This is a genomic window from Streptomyces sp. NPDC028289, assembly GCF_055565975.1.
In genome coordinates this window covers 153513-173731 of the sequence record NZ_JBVHTI010000009.1, presented here as the reverse complement: position 1 = coordinate 173731, position 20219 = coordinate 153513, and the positions used below count along the sequence as shown (strand labels likewise).

The window sequence follows — 20219 nt, the reverse complement described above, 5'->3', positions numbered from 1 at the left end:
CGAGGCTCCCCGGAGCCCCGCCGCGGGCCGGCCGTTCGCGGTCCGACGGAGACCAGGGGAGCGCCGGACCGCGAACGCCTGCGCCAGGCCGGTCAGGCGCCCAGGGCGGCCAGGGCCGGGGTGCGCGCCGCGTCGTACCGCTCCAGCAGCACCCGCGCCACCTCCGGCGCCGGGCCGAGCACCTCGGCCAGCACGTCCGCCTCCGCCGCGCCCCGCGCGATCCGGTCGGGCAGGAAACCGGGGGCGAGGACGTACGGGGCCACCGCGACCCGGGCGCAGCCCAGCTCCCGGAGCTCGCGTACCGCGTCCTCGGTGCGGGGCAGGGACGCGGAGGCGAACGCGGGCCGCACGGCACACCAGCCGGTGTCCCGCCACTTGCGCGCGAGATGCGCGATCACCGCGATCGCCTCCGGGTCGGAGGACCCCGCCGAGGCCAGCACGACCCCGGTCGAGGACTTGTCGGCGGGGGCCAGCCCTGCCTCGTACAGCCGCCGTTCCAGGGCCGACAGGAGCAGCGGCGACGGGCCCAGCACCTCCGCCTGCCGGATCCGCAGCCGGGGCGGCGCGTCCCGCAGCACCGCCGGGATGTCCGCCTTCGCGTGGAAGGCGCGGGTCAGCAGCAACGGCAGGGCCACGACGTCACCGACGCCCTCCGCCGCCAGGGACTCCAGCACCCCGTGCACGGACGGGACGTTGAAGTCCAGGAAGCCCGTCTCCACGCGCAGCCCGGGCCGCAGCGACCGTACCCGGCGCACCAGGGCGTGGACGGTCGCGGCGTGCCGCGGATCGCGGCTGCCGTGGGCGATGACGAGGAGAACGGGCTTCGCAGGCATGGACCTCAGCTCTTCACCAGCAGGCCGCGGCTGCGCAGCACCCACCGCTCCAGCGGACTGAAGATCAGCAGGTCGATCGCGATACCGACGAACAGGATCAGGATGATGGCCTCGAACACCATGGCCATGTCGCTGGCGGTGCGCGCGTTCTCCAGGAGCTGGCCGAGGCCCACGCCGAGGTCCGGGAAGCTCGCGATGATCTCCGCCGCCATCAGCGAGCGCCAGGAGAACGCCCAGCCCTGCTTCAGACCGGCCACATAGCCGGGCATGGCGGCGGGCAGCACGACGTGCCAGATGCCCTTGACGCCCGTCGCGCCCATGGTGCGCCCGGCCCGCAGGAACAGCGGCGGCACCTGGTCGACGCCGGACACCAGGCCGTTGGCGATGGACGGGACCGCGCCGAGCAGGATCACGGCGTACATCATCGAGTTGTTCAGGCCCAGCCAGATCACGGCCGGCGGCACCCACGCCACCGACGGCAGCGACTGGAGGCCGGACAGGATCGGGCCGATCGCCGCGCGCACGAACTTCACCCGCGCCACCAGCAGCCCGAGCGGGGTACCGATGACGAGCGCGAAGAGGAAGCCGAGCAGGCCGCGGCTGACGCTGGTCCAGATGTAGCCGAGCAGGTCGCCCTTGAGCCAGGCGTCCTTGAACGCGTCGCCGACCGCCGTCGGCGAGGGCAGCTTGGACGGGTCGTCGACGACCGGGACGAGAAGCGTCCAGACCACGAGGACCACGGCGAGCGCGATGATCGGCGGCAGGATCTTGGCGGTGAAGGTCTGGCGGAGGGCCGGCCGGCCGGTGGGGGTGGTCTCCAGCGCGTCCAGGCCCGCCTCCACGCTCCCGGAGTCCGGGGAGGCTGTCGTGTCAGTGCTGGCCATGGCGGCGGATCTCCCCACGCAGTACATCGGTGATCTGAAGGGACAGCTCGGCCACCGGCGCGTCCTCGATGCGGCGCGGTTGCGGTATGCCGACCTCCCACTCGCGGGCGATCCGGCCCGGCCGGGACGAGAGCAGGATCACCCGCTGGGCGAGCCGTACCGCCTCGCGCACGTTGTGCGTGACGAACAGGACGGAGAGCCCCGTCTCCTGCCAGATCCGGGTCAGCTCGTCGTGCAGCACGTCCCGGGTGATGGCGTCCAGGGCCGAGAACGGCTCGTCCATCAGCAGGAGTCTGCTCTCCTGGGCGAGCGCGCGGGCCAGGGCCGCCCGCTGGCGCATACCGCCGGACAGCTCGTGGACGCGCTTGCCGTACGCGCCCCTCAGCCGGACCAGTTCGAGCAGCTGCTCGGCCTTGTCCCGGCGGTCGTTCTTGGGAACCCCCCTGAGCTTCAGGGCGAGTTCGATGTTCTTGCCCGCGGTCAGCCACGGGAAGAGGGCGTGCTCCTGGAACATCAGGGCGGGCCGCCCGTCCGTCGCGATGGAGCCCGCGGTGGGCCGGTCGAGCCCCGCCACCAGGTTCAGCAGCGTGGACTTGCCGCAGCCCGAGGCCCCCAGGAGGGTGACGAACTCGCCCGGCGCGACATCGAGGGTGATGTCGTCCAGGACGAGTTGCTGCCCGCCCGGAGTCGCGAAGGACTTCGAGACATGCTCAAGGCGTGCCGCGTACTCGACCGACTCGTCGGCCTTGGCGAGTGTCGTGGTCGTGGCCATGGTCGTCACCTCCTGGGATCTCGTCGGGACCGGCGTCAGCTGCTGCCGAGACCGGCGGCGTCGACCGGGCTCTGGCCGTCGGCCTTCAGCACCTTGTTGAGGATCGTCAGGTCGTAGATGTTCTTCAGCAGCGGGTCGGTGAGCAGACCGGCCTTGACGGCGTGCTGGGCCTCGGTGTTGAGGGTGGAGGCCAGCGGGTCGTCGGTGAACTTGATGGATGACCAGGCCGAGTTCAGGACGTCGTCGGGCAGCGCCTTGCCGGAGTCGACCGCCAGCTGCTTGTTGGCGGAGGCCTTCGCCGCGTCCGGGTTGGCGTTGATCCACTTGTTGGTCTCGACCGAGCCCTTGAGGACCGCCTCGACGACCTTCGGGTGCTCCTTGAGGAACTTCTGCGACACGATGATGTTCGTGATCACGAACTTCTTGTCGGGCCACAGCGAGGACTCGTCGAGCAGCACCTTGCCGCCCTCGGCGACCAGCTTGGACGCGGTCGGCTCCGGCACCCACGCGCCGTCGATCGAACCGGCCTTGAAGGCGTCCGGCGTGATCTTGTTGTCGGTGCGGACGACCGTGACGTCACCCTTGCCGCTCTGCGCGTCGACCTTCCAGCCCTGCTCGGCGACCCAGTTGAGGAACGCCACGTCCTGCGTGTTGCCCAGCTGCGGGGTCGCGATCTTCTTGCCCTTGACGTCCGCCAGCGACTTGATCTTCTTCGGGTTGACGACCAGCTTCACGCCGCCGGACGCCGAACCGCCGATGATCTTCAGGTCGGTGCCGTTGGACTTGGTGTAGCCGTTGATCGCCGGGGAGGGGCCGATCCAGCCGATGTCGATCGAGCCGGAGTTGAGCGCCTCGATCTCGGAGGGCCCGGCGTTGAAGATCGCGTACTTGGCCTTGGTGGCACCGAGCTCCTTCTGGAAGAAGCCCTTCTGGTTGCCGACCAGGGCGGTCGCGTGGGTCAGGTTGCCGAAGTAGCCGATCTTGACGGTGTCGAGACCGTCGATCTTCTTGGCCCCGGCGGCGACCTTGGTGGTGTCGCTCTTGTCGGAGTCCGACCCGTACCCGCAGGCGGCGAGCGTGAGCAGGGGGAGCGCGGCGAGCGCGGCTATGCCGCGGCGAAGGAGCTTGGAGCGGTAGGCAGGCACGGGAGGCTTTCCTCTCGTTGGCCCGGCGGTCACGGTCTCTCAGGTCGTGGCCGGGAGGTCGGCAGGTCTTCGTCGCATCCGGGACGTCGGGTGGGGGGCCAGGGCGCGCAGGCAGTGCGCGTACGTCAGCACGCACATCGCGCCACCCCGCCCTGCCCGCTCCCGAGGTCGCCGCTGCCGACGCGGCCGCCCTCCTTCGCGAACGTCGAGTAGACGTCGGTCATCGTCATGTCAGAAGTCCCAGCCGTCGTCTTCGGTCTCGTCCTTGACCGGCTCGGGGGAGGCGAACGACTCGCCGACCATGCCCGCGGTGAGCGTGGTGCCGTCGGCGGGGTCGATCAGGATGAACGAGCCGGTGCGGCGCGAGTCGGCGTAGGAGTCGACCGGCAGCGGCTCGGCGGCACGGATCTTCACCCGGCCGATGTCGTTGGCGACGAGCTGTCCCGGGTGCGGGTGCAGGGACAGGTCGTCGAGCGTCAGACGGGACGGGATGTCCTTGACGACCGCCTTGACCGTGCGGGTGCCGTGCTTGAGCAGCACCCGGTGGCCGACGGTCAGCGGCTGGTCGGCGACGTGGCAGACGGTCGCCTCGACGTCCTGGGTGGTCGCCGGGGCGTCCTTGGTCGGGACGATCAGGTCGCCGCGCGAGACGTCGATGTCGTCCGCGAGCAGGAGGGTCACCGACTGGGTGGTCCACGCCGTGTCGACCGGGTTGCCCAGCAGGTCGATGCCCGAGATCGTCGTCGTCCGGCCGGACGGCAGGACCGTGACCGGTTCGCCGACGTGGAAGGTGCCGGCCGCGATCTGGCCGGCGTACCCCCGGTAGTCCGGGTGGTCGGCGGTCTGCGGGCGGATCACGTACTGCACGGGCAGCCGGGCGTGGCAGTGCGCCAGGTCGTGGCTGACCGGGACGGTCTCCAGGTGCTCCAGGACGGTCGGGCCGCCGTACCAGTCCATGTTCGCGGACGGTTCCACGACGTTGTCGCCGACGAGCGCCGAGATCGGGATCGCGGTGATCTCCGGGACACCCAGCTCGGTCGCGTACGCCGTGAACTCCTCGGCGATCCCGGCGAAGATCGCCTCCTGGTAGCCGACCAGGTCCATCTTGTTGACGGCGAGGACGACGTGCGGGACGCGCAGCAGGGCGGCGATCGCGGCATGCCGGCGGGTCTGCTCGACGACGCCGTTGCGGGCGTCGACCAGGACCACGGTCAGCTCTGCGGTGGAGGCACCCGTCACCATGTTGCGGGTGTACTGCACGTGCCCGGGGGTGTCGGCGAGGATGAACCGGCGCCGGGGCGTGGCGAAGTAACGGTACGCCACGTCGATCGTGATGCCCTGCTCCCGCTCGGCCCGCAGCCCGTCGGTCAGCAGGGCGAGGTCCGGGGCGTCCTGGCCGCGACTGGCGGAGGCTCGCTCGACGGCCTCCAGCTGGTCGGCGAGGACCGACTTGGAGTCGTGCAGCAGCCGTCCGACGAGGGTGGACTTGCCGTCGTCGACCGAACCGGCGGTCGCGAACCGCAGCAGGGTCGTCTCGGTGAGGCCGAGTTCCGTGGTGCTCGTGCTCATGGTTAGAAGTACCCCTCGCGCTTGCGGTCTTCCATCGCGGCCTCGGAGAGCTTGTCGTCGGCACGCGTGGCGCCGCGCTCGGTGAGCCGGGAGGCGGCGATCTCGGCGATCACGGCGTCCAGCGTGCCGGCGTCGGAGTCGACGGCACCGGTGCAGGACATGTCGCCGACGGTCCGGTAGCGCACCTGGCGCTTCTCGACGGCCTCGGCGCCCTTCGGGCCGCCCCACTCGCCGGCGGTCAGCCACATGCCGTTGCGCTGGAAGACCTCGCGCTCGTGCGCGAAGTAGATCTGCGGCAGCTCGATGCCCTCGCGGGCGATGTACTGCCAGACGTCCAGCTCGGTCCAGTTGGAGAGCGGGAAGACGCGGACGTGCTCGCCGGGGGCGTGCCGGCCGTTGTAGAGGTTCCACAGCTCGGGGCGCTGGCGGCGCGGGTCCCACTGGGAGAACTCGTCGCGCAGGGAGAAGACGCGCTCCTTGGCGCGGGCCTTCTCCTCGTCGCGGCGGCCGCCGCCGAAGACGGCGTCGAACCTCTCGCTCTGGATCTTCTCGGTCAGCGGCAGCGTCTGCAGCGGGTTGCGGACGCCGTCCGGGCGCTCCTTGAGCACGCCCCGGTCGATGTAGTCCTGCACGGAGGCCACATGCAGCCGCAGCCCGTGCTTCTCGACCGTACGGTCCCGGTACTCCAGCACCTCGGGGAAGTTGTGTCCCGTGTCCACGTGCAGCAGCGAGAACGGGACCGCCGCGGGCGCGAACGCCTTGAGCGCCAGGTGCAGCATGACGATGGAGTCCTTGCCGCCGGAGAACAGGATCACCGGCCGTTCGAACTCACCTGCCACCTCGCGGAAGATGTGGACCGCCTCGGACTCCAGCGCGTCCAGGTGGGACAGGGCGTACGGGGTGCCCGTGCCCTCCCCGTGAGCCGCCACGGTCGTCGTCATGCCAGTCCCTTCCCGCTCAGCAGGGCGTACACGGACGCCGCGGACTCCTGCACGCTCTGGTGCTGCGACTCGATCCGCAGATCGGGCGTCTCGGGCTCCTCGTACGGGTCGTCGACGCCGGTCAGCCCGGTCAGCTCGCCCGCGGCCTGCTTGGCGTACAGACCCTTCACGTCGCGTACCGAGCACACCTCGACCGGGGTCGCCACGTGCACCTCGACGTACGCGGTGCCGTTCTCCTCGTGGCGCTTGCGCACCGCGTCGCGGCTGTCCGCGTAGGGGGCGATCACCGGGACGAGCGCCTTGACGCCGTTGCGGGCCAGCAGTTCGGCGACGAAACCGATGCGCTGCACGTTGGTGTGCCGGTCCTCGCGGCTGAAGCCGAGGCCCGCGGAGATGAACTCGCGGATCTCGTCGCCGTCGAGCACCTCGACGAGGTGGCCCTCCTCGCGGAGCCGGCCTGCCAGCTCGTACGCGATGGTGGTCTTGCCGGCGCTCGGCAGACCCGTGAGCCAGACGGTGGCTCCGGTCGTCACGTTGTTCTCCTGGTTCGTCGAAGGCCCGGTGGTCGTCATCCGTGCAGTCCGCACTCGGTCTTGGCCCGCCCCGCCCAGCGGCCGGCGCGTGCGTCCTCGCCCTCCAGCACCCGGCGGGTGCAGGGGGCGCAGCCGACGGAGGTGTAGCCGTCCATCAGCAGGGGGTTGGTCAGTACGCCGTGTTCGGCGACGTAGGCGTCCACGTCGTCCTGGGTCCAGCGGGCGATCGGGGAGATCTTGACCTTCTGCCGCTTCTCGTCCCAGCCGACGACCGGGGTGTTCGCCCGGGTCTCCGACTCGTCACGGCGCAGCCCGGTCGCCCAGGCGGTGTAGTTGTTCAGCCCGCGCTCCAGCGGCTGGACCTTGCGGAGCTTGCAGCACAGGTCGGGGTCGCGGTCGTGCAGCTTCGGGCCGTACTCCGCGTCCTGCTCGGCGACCGTCTGGCGCGGGGTGAGGGTGATGACGTTGACGTCCATCACGGCCTCGACCGCGTCCCGGGTGCCGATGGTCTCCGGGAAGTGGTAGCCGGTGTCGAGGAAGACGACGTCCACGCCCTTCTGGACGCGGGACGCCAGGTGGGCCACCACCGCGTCCTCCATGGAGGAGGTCACGCAGAAGCCCTTGCCGAAGGTGTCCACCGCCCACTGGAGGATCTCCAGCGCGGAGGCGTCCTCGAGGTCGCGCCCGGCCTGCTCGGCCAGCGCCTTCAACTCGTCGGTCGTGCGGTCTTCCTGAGCCGTGGTCATATCTGTTCCCCTCCAGCTTCGGAGTGCTTCAGCCCCCGGGCGAGCAGCCCGAGGAACTTCAGCTGGAATGCGCGGTTGCAGGCCGCGCATTCCCAGGCGCCGTGGCCCTGCTCGCTCGGACGCAGATCCTCGTCGCCGCAGTAGGGGCAGTAGAAGGGGGCGGCCCGCTCGCTCATGAGAGGGCCTCCTCGCTGGCGCGGGACGCCCAGGCGGCGAACCGCTCGCCGTCCGCGCGCTCCGCCAGGAAGCGCTTGAGCACCCGCTCGACGTAGTCCGGCAGCTCCTCCGAGGTCACCTTGAGACCACGGACCTTGCGGCCGAACCCGGCCTCCAGGCCGAGCGCGCCGCCCAGGTGCACCTGGTACCCCTCGACCTGCTCGCCCGCGTCGTTCAGGACCAGCTGGCCCTTGAGACCGATGTCCGCGACCTGGATACGGGCGCAGGCGTTCGGGCAGCCGTTGAGGTTGATGGTGAGCGGCTCGTCGAACTCGGGGAGCCGCCGCTCCAGCTCGTCGATCAGCGCGCTGCCGCGCTGCTTGGTCTCGACGATGGCGAGCTTGCAGTACTCGATGCCGGTGCAGGCCATGGTGCCGCGCCGGAACGGGGACGGCTTGGCGGTCAGGTCCAGCGCCTCCAGGGCCTCGACCAGCGACTCGACCTGCGCCTCGGTGACATCGAGGATGATCATCTTCTGCTCGACGGTGGTCCGCACCCGGCCCGAGCCGTGGGCCTCGGCGAGGTCCGCGATCTTCGCGAGGGTGGCGCCGTCCACGCGGCCGACGCGCGGGGCGAACCCGACGTAGAAGTTGCCGTCCTGCTGCCGGTGCACACCGACGTGGTCCCGCCAGCGCTGCAGCGGCTCGGCCGGCGCGGGGCCGTCGACGAGCGCGCGCTTGAGGTACTCGTCCTGGAGCACCTGGCGGAACTTCTCCGGGCCCCAGTCGGCGACCAGGAACTTCAGGCGGGCGCGGGTGCGCAGCCGACGGTAGCCGTAGTCCCGGAAGATGCCGACCACACCGGCCCACACCTCCGGGACCTCCGCCAGCGGAACCCAGGCGCCGAGCCGGACACCGATCTTCGGGTTGGTGGACAGGCCACCACCGACCCACAGGTCGAAGCCGGGGCCGTGCTCGGGGTGCTCGACACCGACGAACGCCACGTCGTTGATCTCGTGCACGACGTCCAGGAGCGGGGATCCGGAGATCGCCGTCTTGAACTTGCGCGGCAGGTTGGAGAACTCCTTGCTGCCGATGTACCGCTCGTGGATCTCGTCGATCGCCCAGCTGCCGTCGATGATCTCGTCCTCGGCGATGCCGGCCACCGGCGAGCCGATCACGACACGCGGGCAGTCGCCGCACGCCTCGGTGGTGGACAGGCCGACCGCCTCGAGACGGTTCCAGATCTCCGGGACGTCCTCGATGCGGATCCAGTGCAGTTGGATGTTCTGCCGGTCGGTGATGTCCGCACTGCCCCGGGCGAACTCCTGCGAGATCTCGCCGATCACCCGCAGCTGCTGCGTGGTGAGCCGCCCGCCGTCGATGCGCACCCGCAGCATGAAGTACTTGTCGTCCAGCTCCTCCGGCTCCAGGACGGCCGTCTTGCCGCCGTCGATGCCGGGCTTGCGCTGCGTGTACAGGCCCCACCAGCGCATCCGTCCGCGCAGGTCGTTGGGGTCGATCGAGTCGAAGCCACGCTTGGAGTAGATCGTCTCAATGCGTGTCCGCACATTGAGACCGTCGTCGTCCTTCTTGAACTGTTCGTTGCCGTTGAGCGGGGTGTAGTGACCCATAGCCCACTGACCCTCACCACGGTGACGGCTCACCTTGCGGCGGGGCGCGGAGGCGGCAGGGTTCTGCGGGGTGGCGGCCATGGCGATATACGTCCTTCGGGACAGGCGGGAAGCGGCTCTGACCTGCGCTTAGGGGCGCATGGGGCATGTCTGCGCGGCGTTGCGCAGGGGGAGAGGTCTGGACAGGACAGCGCGGCGGTGCTGTGCTCTCAGCCCGCCGGACAGATGGCGCTGGACATGCGGCCGAGGTCGACGTGCCGCCGACTCACCAAGGCAATTCCAGTTCCAGACATGACGGAAGCGTGTCACGCGGATCTCCGGCCAGTCCACCATCGTCCGCGATTCGGACTAATCTATTCTGAATATTGAGACAGAGTGTTGTGGGTCACGCCGGGTTTCACGCGGTGGTGTGCGCCCCGGGCCACGGTCCGGGCGCCGAGACGTCCGGTTCCTCCTCGGCCTTCGTGTCGAAGAGCCGGAACCCCCGCCGCTGGTAGTTCGCCATCGCGTGCTCGCCGTCCAGGCTGCACGTGTGCAGCCACACCCGCTTCGTCGGCGGCAGTCCGTCCCACCGCTCCGCCAGGTCCCAGGCGCGCGCGGCGCCGTACGAAAGCAGGTGACCGCCGATGCGGCGGCCCCGGAAGGCCGGGACCAGGCCGAAGTAGACGATCTCCACCACACCGTCGTCCTGCGGTTCGAGTTCCACGTAGCCCGCCGGGGTGCCCCGGTCGTACGCGACCCAGGTCTCCACGCCCGGCCGCGCCAGGTGCTGCTGCCAGCGGGCGTAGCTCCAGCCGAGCCGGTCGGTCCAGCGGATGTCACCGCCGACCGAGGCGTACAGGAACCGGCTGAACTCGGGGGAGGGGACCTCGGCGCGGACGATCCCGACCGTGCCGCCGTCCGGGGCGGCGGCGGGCAGGAGGTCGGCCGGGGAGGTCTGCTCCAGGGACCAGGTGGTCACGACGATGCTGCTCATGGGGCCAGGCAATCATCCCGGCCCCGGACGTGTCGACGGCTGTTATCCGAGTGACGCGTCGATCGAGCGCAGCGGGACCGAGAACAGCATGCGGTCCGAGACCGACCACACCTCGCCCGTGTCGGGCGCGTAGGAGAGCGAGCCGGTGTCCTCGGCCCAGCAGCGGTGCGAGGCGTCCGAGCCGCAGCGGGCTCCGTCCGCGCCCTCGGTGTCCTGCCGCCACAGGCTGCCGTGCCCGTCCATGGCGCCGGGCAGGTGCCCGACGTACCACTCGGAGCCGGTCGCGCCCGGCGGCCGGTACGACAGGACGCCCCGGATCTCCGAGGCCCCGGTCCGGTACGCCTCGACCGCGTCCGCCCGGCCGGAGGGGTCCGTGGCGAGCAGTCCGGCACGCTTCGGGTTCTCGTCGAACGCGTACCGCCACAGCCGGGCGTGCTGGTCGCTGCCGGCGGGTGTCCACTCGCCGAGGACCAGGCTGTCCGGGGCCGTCCCCCGGTCCACGGAGAGCGCGCTCGGACAGGGCGCACCGGTCCGGGAGCAGGGCCCGGCGGTGAAGCGGTACGAGCCCACGGCCGGCATCACGTACCGGAAACCGTCGGCCGACCAGCCGCCGGACACCCGGCCGACCGCCTCGGTCAGCACCGAGGTGCGCTGGATGCGGTTCAGGTCGTAGACGTAGAGCGCGTCGGCGCTGCCCTGGACGGTGGTGACCAGGAGCTTGTCCCCGTACCAGGCCATGCCGGAGATCTGCGAGGCCAGGCCCCGGTAGTTGCCGCCGTCGGCGCTGGGCACGGCCAGCAGGACCCAGGAGTACGAGGGGTGGGCCGGGTCGTTCGCGTTGATCACCGCGACCCTGGCCAGGCCCCGGGAGGCGGCGGGACCGGTGGAGGTGCTGTGCGTCCAGCCGGCCAGCACGACGCGGTTGGCGCCCCACAGGCCGTCGTCGTCGGCCTCCGAGGAGGTGGTCACCGAGGCCGGCTTCCAGTCGTCGGTGAGGGTGTCGGTGGGGTCCCAGCAGTACGCCGCGGTGGCGGCCGGGGTGACCGGCAGCGAGTCCCGGTCGTCGGAGTCGCAGTCGGCCGCCTCGCGCAGGGTGTGGTCCGAGGCGGCCAGTATGTCGGCGACCCCGACCGTGCCGCCCATCGCCGAGGCGAGCCGGTCCAGCGAGCGGCGCGGTACGAGGTGCTCCCGGAGTTGCAGCCGGGCGGTGTCGGCGGTGGAGGTCAGTGGCTTCAGCGCGCCGGGGTCCTCGGCGACCGTGGCCTGTGAGGCGCTGACGATCGTGGCCGCCGCGGTGAGCGCCAGCGCGGTGCCGGCCAGGGCAGCGCGCAGGGCCGCACCCCGTCTGCGCCGCCGGTGTCTGCCGCGATGCTTCATGTCTCCTCCCGAGGCGGGCCAACTGCGCCTGATGGTCAAAGCGTTGACCGAGGAGCAGGTGGGGAGCCCGTACCGGGATGCTACGGCAGCCGGGGCCGCCGTATCTCGAAGACCCCGCAAATATGCGGAAGATACCTCCCTGACTGCCCCGGATGCGTTAAATACGGCTGTGTTAAATACGTCCGGGCGTCCGGGACGCGGTCACCGCCGGGGCGGTCGAGGACGGCAGCAGGTCGCGCGGGTCGTCGGGGAGCAGCACCTCGATCTCCGCGTCCTCCCGGAAGCGGTAAGGCCGGTGTTCGAGAAGCGCCCCGAGGTACCGCCGGATCCTGGACATCTCCGCGCGTACGGTCACGGTCCGCGAGGCGTCCCCGAACACGTCCTCGGCCAGCCCGGCCGCGCTGCGCCCGCCCCGCCGCACCGCCAGCAGGTACAGCAACTCGGCGTGCCGGGGACTGAGTTCATGGGACCAGGAGACCGCGCCGCCGCCGACCGTCACGCACGGGCGGCGCGGCCGGGCCAGGTCGAGCACGAGCCGGTCCCCGCCCGCCGGCGCCGGCTCGTCCACCGCCCGCAGCAGCCAGCCACCGGCCAGCGGCTCCACCGCGCACAGCCCGAGCGCGGGCAGCCACCGGCGGCCCGGCGACAGCGACTTGGGCAGCGCGAGCCGCCGTGGATACGGCATGCCGGTGACCGCCGCGGTCCAGCCGTCGGCGTCCACCACCAGCGCCCGCCCGCCCAGCCGGGCCAGCACCGGCGCCGCGACCGCCCGCAGCCGCTCCAGCGCGTCCAGGTGCACCTCCCGCAGCCGGGCCTCGGCGAGCTTCGCCACCGAGTCCACCCAGGCCAGGGTCGCCGGATGCATGGTCTCCAGCGGGCCGCTGACGTCCACCACGCCGAGCAGGCTGCCGTCCCGGGGATCCGTGATCGGGGCGCCGGAACACGTCCAGGAGACGTGCGAGCGGACGAAGTGCTCGGCGGCGAACACCTGCACCGGCCTGCGCACCACCGCCGGGGTGCCGATCCCGTTGGTCCCGACGACGTCTTCGCGCCAGTCGGCGCCGAGTTCGAAGCCCAGCCCGTCCGCCTTGCGCAGCACCGGCGAGGATCCCTCCCGCCACAGCACGCGGCCGGCGGCGTCCGCCACCACCATGATGTGCTGGGCGACGTCCGCGACCGAAAGCAGTCCCTCGCGCAGCACCGGCAGCACGTCCTTGAGCGGTGACTCCTCGCGTCTGCGCCGGACTTCGTCGGCGGACAGCAGCCCGGACCGGAAGTCGTGGTCGGGGTCGACGCCGCTGCGCAGCATCCGCCCCCAGGACTGTTCGATCACCGGTCGGGGTGAGACGCGCCCACGCTGTCCGGCGAGTCTGGCCTCGCGCACCTCGTTCAGTACCCGCGCCGTCTGCGCCGCGTCCTTCGCGGCGAGTCGCGCCACGTCCATCGGCGGGTTCCCCACTGAGGTCCTCCCGGATACGCCTCGAAAAGGCATCGATGAGTCGCTGTCAAGCCGTCCGGGCGGCGGTTTCCGGTCCGACTGCGCGTCTCATACTGCCGTTTTCCGGTGCCGGAGGCACACAGTCCGCACACAGACACCAATATGTTGCAACCCCTTGCAACCCTGGTGAACGGGCCGGGGGTGGCCGAAACTTGAGCCGACGCCGCGGCGTCAGTGGCCTGTACATGGGCCGAAGAGGCGGGGGTGGTGCCGTGTCGGCGCAGCACCACCCCTGCCGCAGCCTGCGGCGCCTTGGCCGTGCGCGGCAGGGGGTGCGTTGTTGCGGTGCGTTGGCGGCTGACGGTTGTGGGGGGTTGCTCGCGCAGTTCCCCGCGCCCCTTTAGGTAAGGCAGGTCCCCTGGGTCAAGAAGTCACCCGGGCTCGATCCACTACTGCCGTGAGGTCCAGGCCGCCTGGCAGCGTGCCGAAGGTCGAGCCCCAGTCGTGGCCCAGACGGGACGCGCAGAAGGCGTCCGCCACCTCCGGTGGTGCGAAGCGGACCAGCAAGGAACCCTGGAGGACCGTCGCAAGCCGTTCCACCAGTCGCCTGGCGCGGGACTCCATGCCCTCCAGGTCGGCGAGTTCGGAGAAGAGGTCCTTGACGGCGCGGTCCAGGCGGTGGTCGGCGCCGTGGGCGCGGCCGATCTCCTGGAGGTAGGCGTCCAGCGCGCCCGGTTCGCGTTGCAGGGCGCGGAGCACGTCCAGGGCCTGGATGTTGCCGGCGCCCTCCCAGACGGAGTTGAGCGGCGACTCGCGGACCAGCCGGGGCAGGCCCGACTCCTCCACGTAGCCGTTGCCGCCCAGGCACTCGGCGGCCTCCACGACGAGCGGCGCGCAACGCTTCGTCACCCAGTACTTGGCGGCCGGCAACGCCAGCCGCAACAGGGCCCGTTCGGACTCGCTCCCGTCGTCGTAGGCGGCGGCCAGCCGCAGCGCGAGCGTGGTCGCGGCCTCCGACTCGATCGCGAGGTCGGCCAGGACGTTGCGCATCAGCGGCTGGTCGGCGAGCTTCGCACCGAAGGCCTCGCGGTGCGTGGCGTGGTGCACGGCCTGCGCCACCGCCTGCCGCATCAGCCCCGCCGAGCCCAGCACGCAGTCCAGCCGGGTCGCGGCGACCATCTCGATGATGGTCCGCACCCCACGCCCCTCCTCGCCCACCCGCCGGGCCCAGGTCCCGTCGAACTCGACCTCGGCCGACGCGTTGGACCGGTTGCCGAGCTTGTCCTTGAGCCGCTGGAGGAGGAAGACGTTGCGGGTGCCGTCCGCCAGGACGCGCGGCACGAGAAAACAGGTGACGCCGCCCGGGGCCCGGCCCAGCACCAGGAAGCCGTCCGACATGGGTGCCGAGCAGAACCACTTGTGTCCGGTCAGGGTGTACGTCCCGGCCTCGGCGAGCGGGGCGGCGGTGGTCGTGTTCGCCCGTACGTCGCTGCCACCCTGCTTCTCCGTCATGCCCATGCCGAACAGGGCGCCGGCCTTCCGCGCGGCGGGCCGCAGCTCACGGTCGTAGATCATGGAGGTCAGCAGCGGCTCCCACGCGGCGGCCAGCTCCGGATCGGTGCGCAGCGCGGGCACCGCCGCGTTGGTCATCGACAGCGGGCAGCAGTTGCCGGCCTCCACCTGGGTCCAGACCAGGAAGGCGGCGGCCCGCCGGACGTGCCCGGACGCCCGCACCCAGCCGGCGGTCAGGCCCGCGCCGACGCCCTTGCCGAGCAGCCGGTGCCAGGCGGGATGGAACTCGACCTCGTCGATCCGGTGGCCGTAGCGGTCGTGGGTGCGCAGCCGCGGTGGGTGCTCGTTCGCCTGGGCCCCCCACTCCTGCACCTGCGCCGAGCCGGCCGAGGCGCCGATCCCCGACAGCTCGGCGCGCACCTCGTCGAGCAGCTCCGGGTCGGTGTGCCGCCCGACGGCCTCGACCAGGGCCAGGTCGGCACCGAACAGGTCGTACCCGACCAGCGGGGGCGGCTGGTTGGTCACGGTGTGCGTGGTGTTGCCTGCCATGTCTGTGAACCTACCCCGGAAGGCGGCGGTGGCATCCAGCCTGACCCAACGGCCCCGGTCACCGCGCCCGCCCCGGCCGGAGCCCCGTGAGGTGAGGACGGCCCCGGACGGCGGATACCGTTAGGGCGTGCAGCCAGCAAGCGATACCCCCGAGCGGCCCTCCGGCCGGCTCCACCGGGCCAGAGCCCTCTACCGGAACGTCTCCAAGCGCAGGACCGCCTGGCTGCTGATCAAGGACACCGTCAATTCCTGCATGGAGTACCGCATCCTCGGCCTCGCCGCCGAGGCCGCCTTCTTCACCCTGCTGTCCGTCCCGCCGCTGCTGCTCAGCCTCATCGGACTGCTCGGCTACGTCGACGCCTGGACCGGCGCCGACACCATCGCCAGCCTGGAGAGCAACCTGCTGGAGGCCTCCCGTACGGTCCTGTCCGACAAGGGCGTCAAGGAGATCGCCGAGCCGATCCTGCACGACGTGATGAAGGGCGGCCGCCCCGACGTCATCTCCATCGGCTTCCTGTTCGCCCTGTGGTCGGGCTCCCGCGCGGTGAACGTCTTCATCGACACGATCACCGTGATGTACGGCCTCGACGGCGTCCGGGGCATCGTGAAGACCCGGATCGTCTCCTTCCTGCTCTTCATCGCCGCGCTGCTGATCGGCTCGGTCGCGCTCCCGCTGATGGTGGCCGGGCCGGACGCGGTGGTCGGGATCGTGCCCTGGTCGGAGACGCTCGTACAGGTCCTGTACTGGCCGGTCGTGATCGTCCTGTCCATCGTCTTCCTCACCACGCTGTACCACGTCTCCGTGCCGGTGCGCTCCCCGTGGATCGAGGACGTGCCCGGCGCCCTCGTCGCCCTGGCCATGTGGGTCCTCGGCAGCTTCCTGCTGCGCATCTACCTGACCAACACCATCGAGGGCGCGACGATCTACGGCTCCCTCGCCGCGTCCGTCGCCGTGCTGCTGTGGATCGGCGTGTCGGCCTTCGCCGTACTGGTCGGGGCCGCCGTGAACGCCGCGATCGACCGGGTCTGGCCGGCCGCCGCGACGGCCGCGGCGCGCGCCGCCAACGAGCGGCTGCGCGAGGCCCAGGTCGCCGAGTACGTGGCCCGTGCGGCCGCGGCGGCCCGCGAGGCGGGTCCGGACGACCCCGACGACCCGGACATGCCGTCGGAGTTCCCGGAGCGCTGGTCGCGGTTCCTGCCGCCGGAGGACGTCACGGCGCGGCTGCGGGCGCATGTGAAGAGCAGCCATCCGCCGCCGCGGAAGCCGGAGGCCTGAGGGGCCGACGCCGGGTTCGTCGTGGGGGCTCGCGCGGGGTGCGGTCTGCGGGCTCGCTGTGGTTGCTCGCGCCCGCGCGGCGGCAGCCGCATGTCGAACACAGCCCCGCGCCCCCAAAAGGGGCGCGTCTACGCTGGTGTCTGTGTACAGGGAACGGGCGTCTCGGCTCCCCGGTGCGGTCGTTTGGGTGAATACCCCCGTCGGGGACGGTCGCGTGCTGCCCGACGGCTGTATGGATCTGCTCTGGCACGAAGGGCGGCTGCTGGTCGCCGGGCCTGATACGCGCGGGTACGTCACCGGGGGCGGCGGAGGCCAGTGGGTGGGCCTTCGTTTCTGTCCCGGTACCGCGCCCGCCGTCCTCGGTGTGCCGGCGTACGCACTGCTCGATCAGCGGGTCGAGCTGAGTGACCTCTGGCCGGCCGGGGACGTGCGGCGGCTGCGGGACCGGGTCGCGGGTGCGGGTGATCCGGCCGCCGCGCTGGAGGAGATCGCTCTCGAGCGGGCCGTCCCGCCCGATCCGTCGCTGCGGCGGCTCGTCGAAGCCCTGGACGCCGGGCGGTCCGTGGCGGCCGCCGCCGACGGACTCGGTCTCGGCGCACGACAGTTGCACCGTCGAAGCCGGGCCGCCTTCGGCTACGGGCCCAAGACGCTCGCCCGGGTGCTGCGGATGCAGCGGGCGCTCGCGCTCGCCCGGGCCGGGGTTCCGCTCGCGGACACGGCGGTTCGGGCGGGGTACGCGGATCAGCCTCATCTCTCCCGGGAGGTGCGGGAGCTGGCGGGGCTGCCGTTGGGCGGGCTACTCGGCGGGTAGCGGCGCGAACAGGTCGACGCCGTTGCCGTCGGGGTCGTGCACGGTGGCGTACCGCTGGCCCCAGAACGCGTTCCAGGGCTTGAGCTCGCCGTGGTGGCCGGCGCCGACCAGGTCGTCGTAGAGCGCGTCCACCTCGGCGGGTGAGGCGCAGCGGAAGGCGAGGGCCGTGCGGCCGCCGTCGGTGGGCGGGCGCCAGGCCGGGTGGAAGGAGCGGATCGTCTCCTCGGTGTCCAGGGCCAGGGTGAGCCCGCCGGGCAACTCGGCCTCGACGTGCGGCTGTTCCTCGGCGCCGGCCGGGAACTCCAGGCCGAGGCGGCGATAGAAGGCGAGGGAGGCGGCCAGGTCGGAGGTGACGAGACCGATCACGGCGAATCGTGGAGTCATGCGGTCACCGTAGGCGGGGACCGGCCGGCGGTCTTGAAGGAATCGGACACGCGGTTCAGCGAAAAGTCCCTACGGGGGGAGGGGAGCGACAGGACCGCCGGCAGCGGAAGAAAACCGCTCCCCTGTGGAACACCTGTGCGGCACGATGGGCTCATGATCCGTGCCGTGCGCGTCCTGCCGACCCTGTTCCTCGCCGCCGCCCTGCTCACCGGCTGCGGAACCGAGAAAGCGGGCTCCGGAGACTCGGGCAAACCCGCCGACCCGGCCGAACTCGCTTCCAGGGCGAAGGCGTTGGGCATGGACCCGGAGTTGGTCTACGTCACCCGCGCGCCGGGCTTCACCCTCGCCCAGCAGTCCGTCGGCGTGCAGGGCGACGACGGCTTCTCCGCCTCGTACACGGACACGACCGGCGCCGTCATCCACCTCTACACCGACCACCCGCGCTACGCGGGGCAGCACAAGTACGAGGTGTCGGAGAAGAACTGCGTGGTGTGGCTGGAGGGCGAGGGCGGGGTCTCCGACGCGGTGCTGGGCAAGGCGCTGCGCACCGTCCACCGCCCCACCGCCGGCGAACTGGAGACCCTGCTGCCCACCCCCGACCCGGCCTTCACCGACGACCAGCCGGTGCAGCGCGGCGACCTGCCGACCAACGGCGACGGCGGGCCGCCCGACAACAGCGTGCCGACGCCCGGCCTTTGAGCCGGCCCCGGCCGTGGGCGATCATGCGGGCATGGCCCCGCGACTGCTCGTCCACACCCGCACCACCGGCTACCGCCACGACTCCATCCCCGACGCCCTCGCCGCCGTACGGGGGTTCGCCGGTGTCGACGCCGACGCCACCGAGGACCCGGCCGCCCTCGAGCAGCCCCTGGACGGGTACGCGGCCGTCGTCTTCCTCTCCACCAGCGGCGAGATCCTGACCCCGGCGGGGCGTGCGCGGCTCGCCGCCTACGTGGCGGCGGGCGGCGGCTTCGCCGGCGTGCACGCGGCGGCCTGCACGGAGTACGACTGGCCGTACTACGGCGAACTCCTCGGCGCCCGCTTCGACCGCCACCCGGAGTACCAGCCCGGCCGGGTGCTCGTCGAGGACCACGACCACCCCGCGACCCGGCACCTGCCCGCCGTCTGGGACTTCACCGACGAGTGGTACGACTTCCGCGACAGCCCGCGTGGCCGGGTGCGGGTCCTGCTGCGCGCCGACGAGGCGTCGTACGAAGGCGGCGGGATGGGGGACGACCACCCGCTGGCCTGGTGCCACGAGCAGGGGGCCGGACGGGTGTTCTACACAGCCCTGGGACACGCCCGGGAGGCCTACCGGGATTCCGGCTTCCTGGCCCACCTCCACGGGGGTGTCGCCTGGGCCGCACGGCTGGTCCAGTGACGTTTCTCCGGTGAACCGGATCCGCCATTGGGGTGAGTAAAGGTCGCGCACGGAGATGGTCACGTGCGTATCTAGAGATGCTCTTGTCTTGGCAAAGGGCTGCAGAGACGCGGAGGCCGGTCGTGCCGCCGCGCCACCCACAGGAGGAGCCGGACCTTGACTTACGGGAAGAAGCTGCGCGAGCAGATCGCCGGGCCGGGGACCACCCCGCTGATCGGCGTGTACGACATGTACTCGGCGTCGATCGCGGCCAAACACTACGACGGGATGTTCGTATCGGGCTTCGGCTTCGCCGCCTCGTACTACGGCCTGCCGGACATCGGATTCATCGCCTGGCCCGACATGGTGGCCTTCGTCCAGCGGCTGCGGGGCGCGTTCCCGCACCACCATCTCCTCGTCGACATCGACGACGGCTACGTCGACCCCGAGGTCGCCTGCCACGTCGTGGAAGGCCTGGAGCGGATCGGTGCCTCCGGGGTGATCCTGGAGGACCAGAAGCGGCCGCGCCGCTGCGGACACGCCGACGGCAAGCAGGTGCTGCCCCTGGAGGAGTACCTGGACAAGCTGGAGAAGGTCCTGGAGACCCGCCAGGACCTGGTCGTCGTGGCCCGTACGGACGCCACCGACGAGCACGACATCCTGCACCGCGCGGAGCGGCTCGCCGCCACCGACGCCGACGTGATCCTCGTCGACGGGGTGCGCAGCGAGGAGTGGATCCGCCGGATCCGCAAGGTCGTCGGCGACAAACCGCTGCTCTTCAACCAGATCGCCGGCGGCAAGTCGCCCCGGCTCTCGCTCACCGAGCTGGACGAACTCGGCGTCGACGTCGCGATCTACTCCACGCCCTGTCTGTTCGCCGCGCACGAGGCGATGGACCTGGCCCTGAGCGAGCTGAAGTCGGCGGACGGCCGGCTGCCGTCCGTCGACGCGGCCAGTGGCGTGGGCGTCAAGGCCTCCACCACCCTGCTGGAGCGCAACATCGCCCGGGAACGGCTCGACGAGCCCGAGGGCGTGGGCGTGTGACGAACCCGGGGGTGCGGCTGCGGGCGGCCGTGGTGGTCGCCGCAGCCCTGCTGGGCGGGGCCGCGGGACCGGCCTGTGCGGGCGGGAGCCTGATCACCGTGCTCGACAACTCCCACGCGGACTCCATCCTGGAGGTGGACCGCACGGCCAACATCCAGGCCGGGAGAGGGACGGCCGGCAGCGACCACGACGGCAGCGCCGTGGACGCGATCCAGGCGTTGATGGGGGAGCCGCGTCAGAACGACGACGACTGAGCGGCCGGTGGGGAACTGCGGGACCG

Annotated in this window: 22 protein-coding genes; 6 read left to right on the top strand and 16 right to left on the bottom strand. The window is 71.5% G+C overall.

Annotated elements, in window-relative coordinates:
- Positions 1–92: 92 nt before the first annotated feature.
- From ACZ4UV_RS40645 to ACZ4UV_RS40575, 15 genes are all read right to left on the bottom strand, one after another.
- Positions 93–833, bottom strand: a complete 741-nt coding sequence (locus ACZ4UV_RS40645; protein WP_451019696.1) for a sirohydrochlorin chelatase — start codon at positions 831–833, stop codon at positions 93–95.
- A 5-nt stretch (positions 834–838) separates the two neighbouring features.
- On the bottom strand, positions 839–1717 hold the full coding sequence (locus ACZ4UV_RS40640) for an ABC transporter permease (RefSeq protein ID WP_451019695.1): 879 nt from the start codon (positions 1715–1717) through the stop codon (positions 839–841).
- On the bottom strand, positions 1704–2489 hold the full coding sequence (locus tag ACZ4UV_RS40635; protein WP_390034824.1) for an ABC transporter ATP-binding protein: 786 nt from the start codon (positions 2487–2489) through the stop codon (positions 1704–1706). The genes ACZ4UV_RS40640 and ACZ4UV_RS40635 overlap by 14 nt, the downstream gene beginning before the upstream one ends.
- A 35-nt stretch (positions 2490–2524) precedes the next feature.
- Positions 2525–3634, bottom strand: a complete 1110-nt coding sequence (locus ACZ4UV_RS40630) for an aliphatic sulfonate ABC transporter substrate-binding protein (protein ID WP_467845007.1) — start codon at positions 3632–3634, stop codon at positions 2525–2527.
- Between the two features lie 231 nt (positions 3635–3865).
- Positions 3866–5203 carry a sulfate adenylyltransferase subunit 1 gene (locus tag ACZ4UV_RS40625; RefSeq protein ID WP_467845004.1) on the bottom strand — a complete coding sequence of 446 codons (1338 nt, stop codon included), beginning with the start codon at positions 5201–5203 and terminating at the stop codon, positions 3866–3868.
- Positions 5204–5205: 2 nt separating this feature from the next.
- On the bottom strand, positions 5206–6144 hold the full coding sequence (gene cysD, locus ACZ4UV_RS40620; RefSeq protein WP_467845001.1) for a sulfate adenylyltransferase subunit CysD: 939 nt from the start codon (positions 6142–6144) through the stop codon (positions 5206–5208).
- Complete coding sequence (gene cysC / locus ACZ4UV_RS40615; protein ID WP_351493068.1) at positions 6141–6716, bottom strand: adenylyl-sulfate kinase; 576 nt, start codon at positions 6714–6716, stop codon at positions 6141–6143. The genes cysD and cysC overlap by 4 nt, the downstream gene beginning before the upstream one ends.
- Positions 6713–7423 carry a phosphoadenylyl-sulfate reductase gene (locus ACZ4UV_RS40610; protein WP_467844999.1) on the bottom strand — a complete coding sequence of 237 codons (711 nt, stop codon included), beginning with the start codon at positions 7421–7423 and terminating at the stop codon, positions 6713–6715. The genes cysC and ACZ4UV_RS40610 overlap by 4 nt, the downstream gene beginning before the upstream one ends.
- The gene (locus tag ACZ4UV_RS40605; RefSeq protein WP_351328653.1) at positions 7420–7599 is read right to left on the bottom strand and encodes a hypothetical protein; all 180 of its coding nucleotides are present in this window, start codon (positions 7597–7599) and stop codon (positions 7420–7422) included. Before ACZ4UV_RS40605 ends, ACZ4UV_RS40610 begins: the two co-directional genes overlap by 4 nt.
- On the bottom strand, positions 7596–9293 hold the full coding sequence (locus tag ACZ4UV_RS40600) for a nitrite/sulfite reductase (protein ID WP_451021083.1): 1698 nt from the start codon (positions 9291–9293) through the stop codon (positions 7596–7598). The genes ACZ4UV_RS40605 and ACZ4UV_RS40600 overlap by 4 nt, the downstream gene beginning before the upstream one ends.
- A 128-nt stretch (positions 9294–9421) precedes the next feature.
- A complete protein-coding gene (locus ACZ4UV_RS40595; RefSeq protein WP_309500612.1) occupies positions 9422–9505 on the bottom strand; it encodes a putative leader peptide in 84 nt (27 codons plus the stop codon).
- Between the two features lie 104 nt (positions 9506–9609).
- Positions 9610–10188: a GNAT family N-acetyltransferase gene (locus ACZ4UV_RS40590; protein ID WP_451021082.1), complete on the bottom strand. Its 579-nt coding sequence runs from the start codon at positions 10186–10188 to the stop codon at positions 9610–9612.
- Positions 10189–10230: 42 nt separating this feature from the next.
- Positions 10231–11565 carry a hypothetical protein gene (locus ACZ4UV_RS40585; protein WP_451021081.1) on the bottom strand — a complete coding sequence of 445 codons (1335 nt, stop codon included), beginning with the start codon at positions 11563–11565 and terminating at the stop codon, positions 10231–10233.
- A gap of 172 nt (positions 11566–11737) precedes the next feature.
- Positions 11738–13009, bottom strand: coding sequence for a GAF domain-containing protein (locus tag ACZ4UV_RS40580; RefSeq protein WP_451021080.1), 1272 nt, complete (start codon positions 13007–13009; stop codon positions 11738–11740).
- Positions 13010–13426: 417 nt separating this feature from the next.
- Entirely contained in the window at positions 13427–15064 is a 1638-nt protein-coding gene (locus ACZ4UV_RS40575) for an acyl-CoA dehydrogenase family protein (RefSeq protein ID WP_467844994.1), read from the bottom strand.
- A 127-nt stretch (positions 15065–15191) separates the two neighbouring features.
- Between ACZ4UV_RS40575 and ACZ4UV_RS40570 the strand changes: the two genes are divergently transcribed.
- Together ACZ4UV_RS40570 and ACZ4UV_RS40565 are read left to right on the top strand one after the other, a co-directional pair.
- Entirely contained in the window at positions 15192–16340 is a 1149-nt protein-coding gene (locus ACZ4UV_RS40570) for a YihY/virulence factor BrkB family protein (protein WP_451021078.1), read from the top strand.
- A gap of 142 nt (positions 16341–16482) precedes the next feature.
- Positions 16483–17151, top strand: a complete 669-nt coding sequence (locus ACZ4UV_RS40565; RefSeq protein ID WP_451021077.1) for a helix-turn-helix transcriptional regulator — start codon at positions 16483–16485, stop codon at positions 17149–17151.
- Here the strand turns inward: ACZ4UV_RS40565 and ACZ4UV_RS40560 are convergent.
- Positions 17137–17535, bottom strand: coding sequence for a VOC family protein (locus tag ACZ4UV_RS40560; protein ID WP_467844990.1), 399 nt, complete (start codon positions 17533–17535; stop codon positions 17137–17139). The genes ACZ4UV_RS40565 and ACZ4UV_RS40560 overlap by 15 nt on opposite strands.
- A 153-nt stretch (positions 17536–17688) precedes the next feature.
- On the opposite strand from ACZ4UV_RS40560, the gene ACZ4UV_RS40555 reads away from it, so the two are divergent.
- The 4 genes from ACZ4UV_RS40555 to ACZ4UV_RS40540 all read left to right on the top strand — a co-directional run bounded on the left by ACZ4UV_RS40555 (position 17689) and on the right by ACZ4UV_RS40540 (position 20193).
- Positions 17689–18234, top strand: a complete 546-nt coding sequence (locus ACZ4UV_RS40555) for a membrane lipoprotein (protein WP_467844988.1) — start codon at positions 17689–17691, stop codon at positions 18232–18234.
- Between the two features lie 31 nt (positions 18235–18265).
- Positions 18266–18916 (top strand): ThuA domain-containing protein, encoded by a 651-nt coding sequence (locus ACZ4UV_RS40550; protein ID WP_467844985.1) that lies wholly within the window; start codon positions 18266–18268, stop codon positions 18914–18916.
- A gap of 156 nt (positions 18917–19072) precedes the next feature.
- Positions 19073–19939, top strand: coding sequence for an isocitrate lyase/PEP mutase family protein (locus ACZ4UV_RS40545; protein WP_351493091.1), 867 nt, complete (start codon positions 19073–19075; stop codon positions 19937–19939).
- Entirely contained in the window at positions 19936–20193 is a 258-nt protein-coding gene (locus ACZ4UV_RS40540; protein ID WP_351493093.1) for a hypothetical protein, read from the top strand. Before ACZ4UV_RS40545 ends, ACZ4UV_RS40540 begins: the two co-directional genes overlap by 4 nt.
- Positions 20194–20219 lie beyond the last annotated feature (26 nt).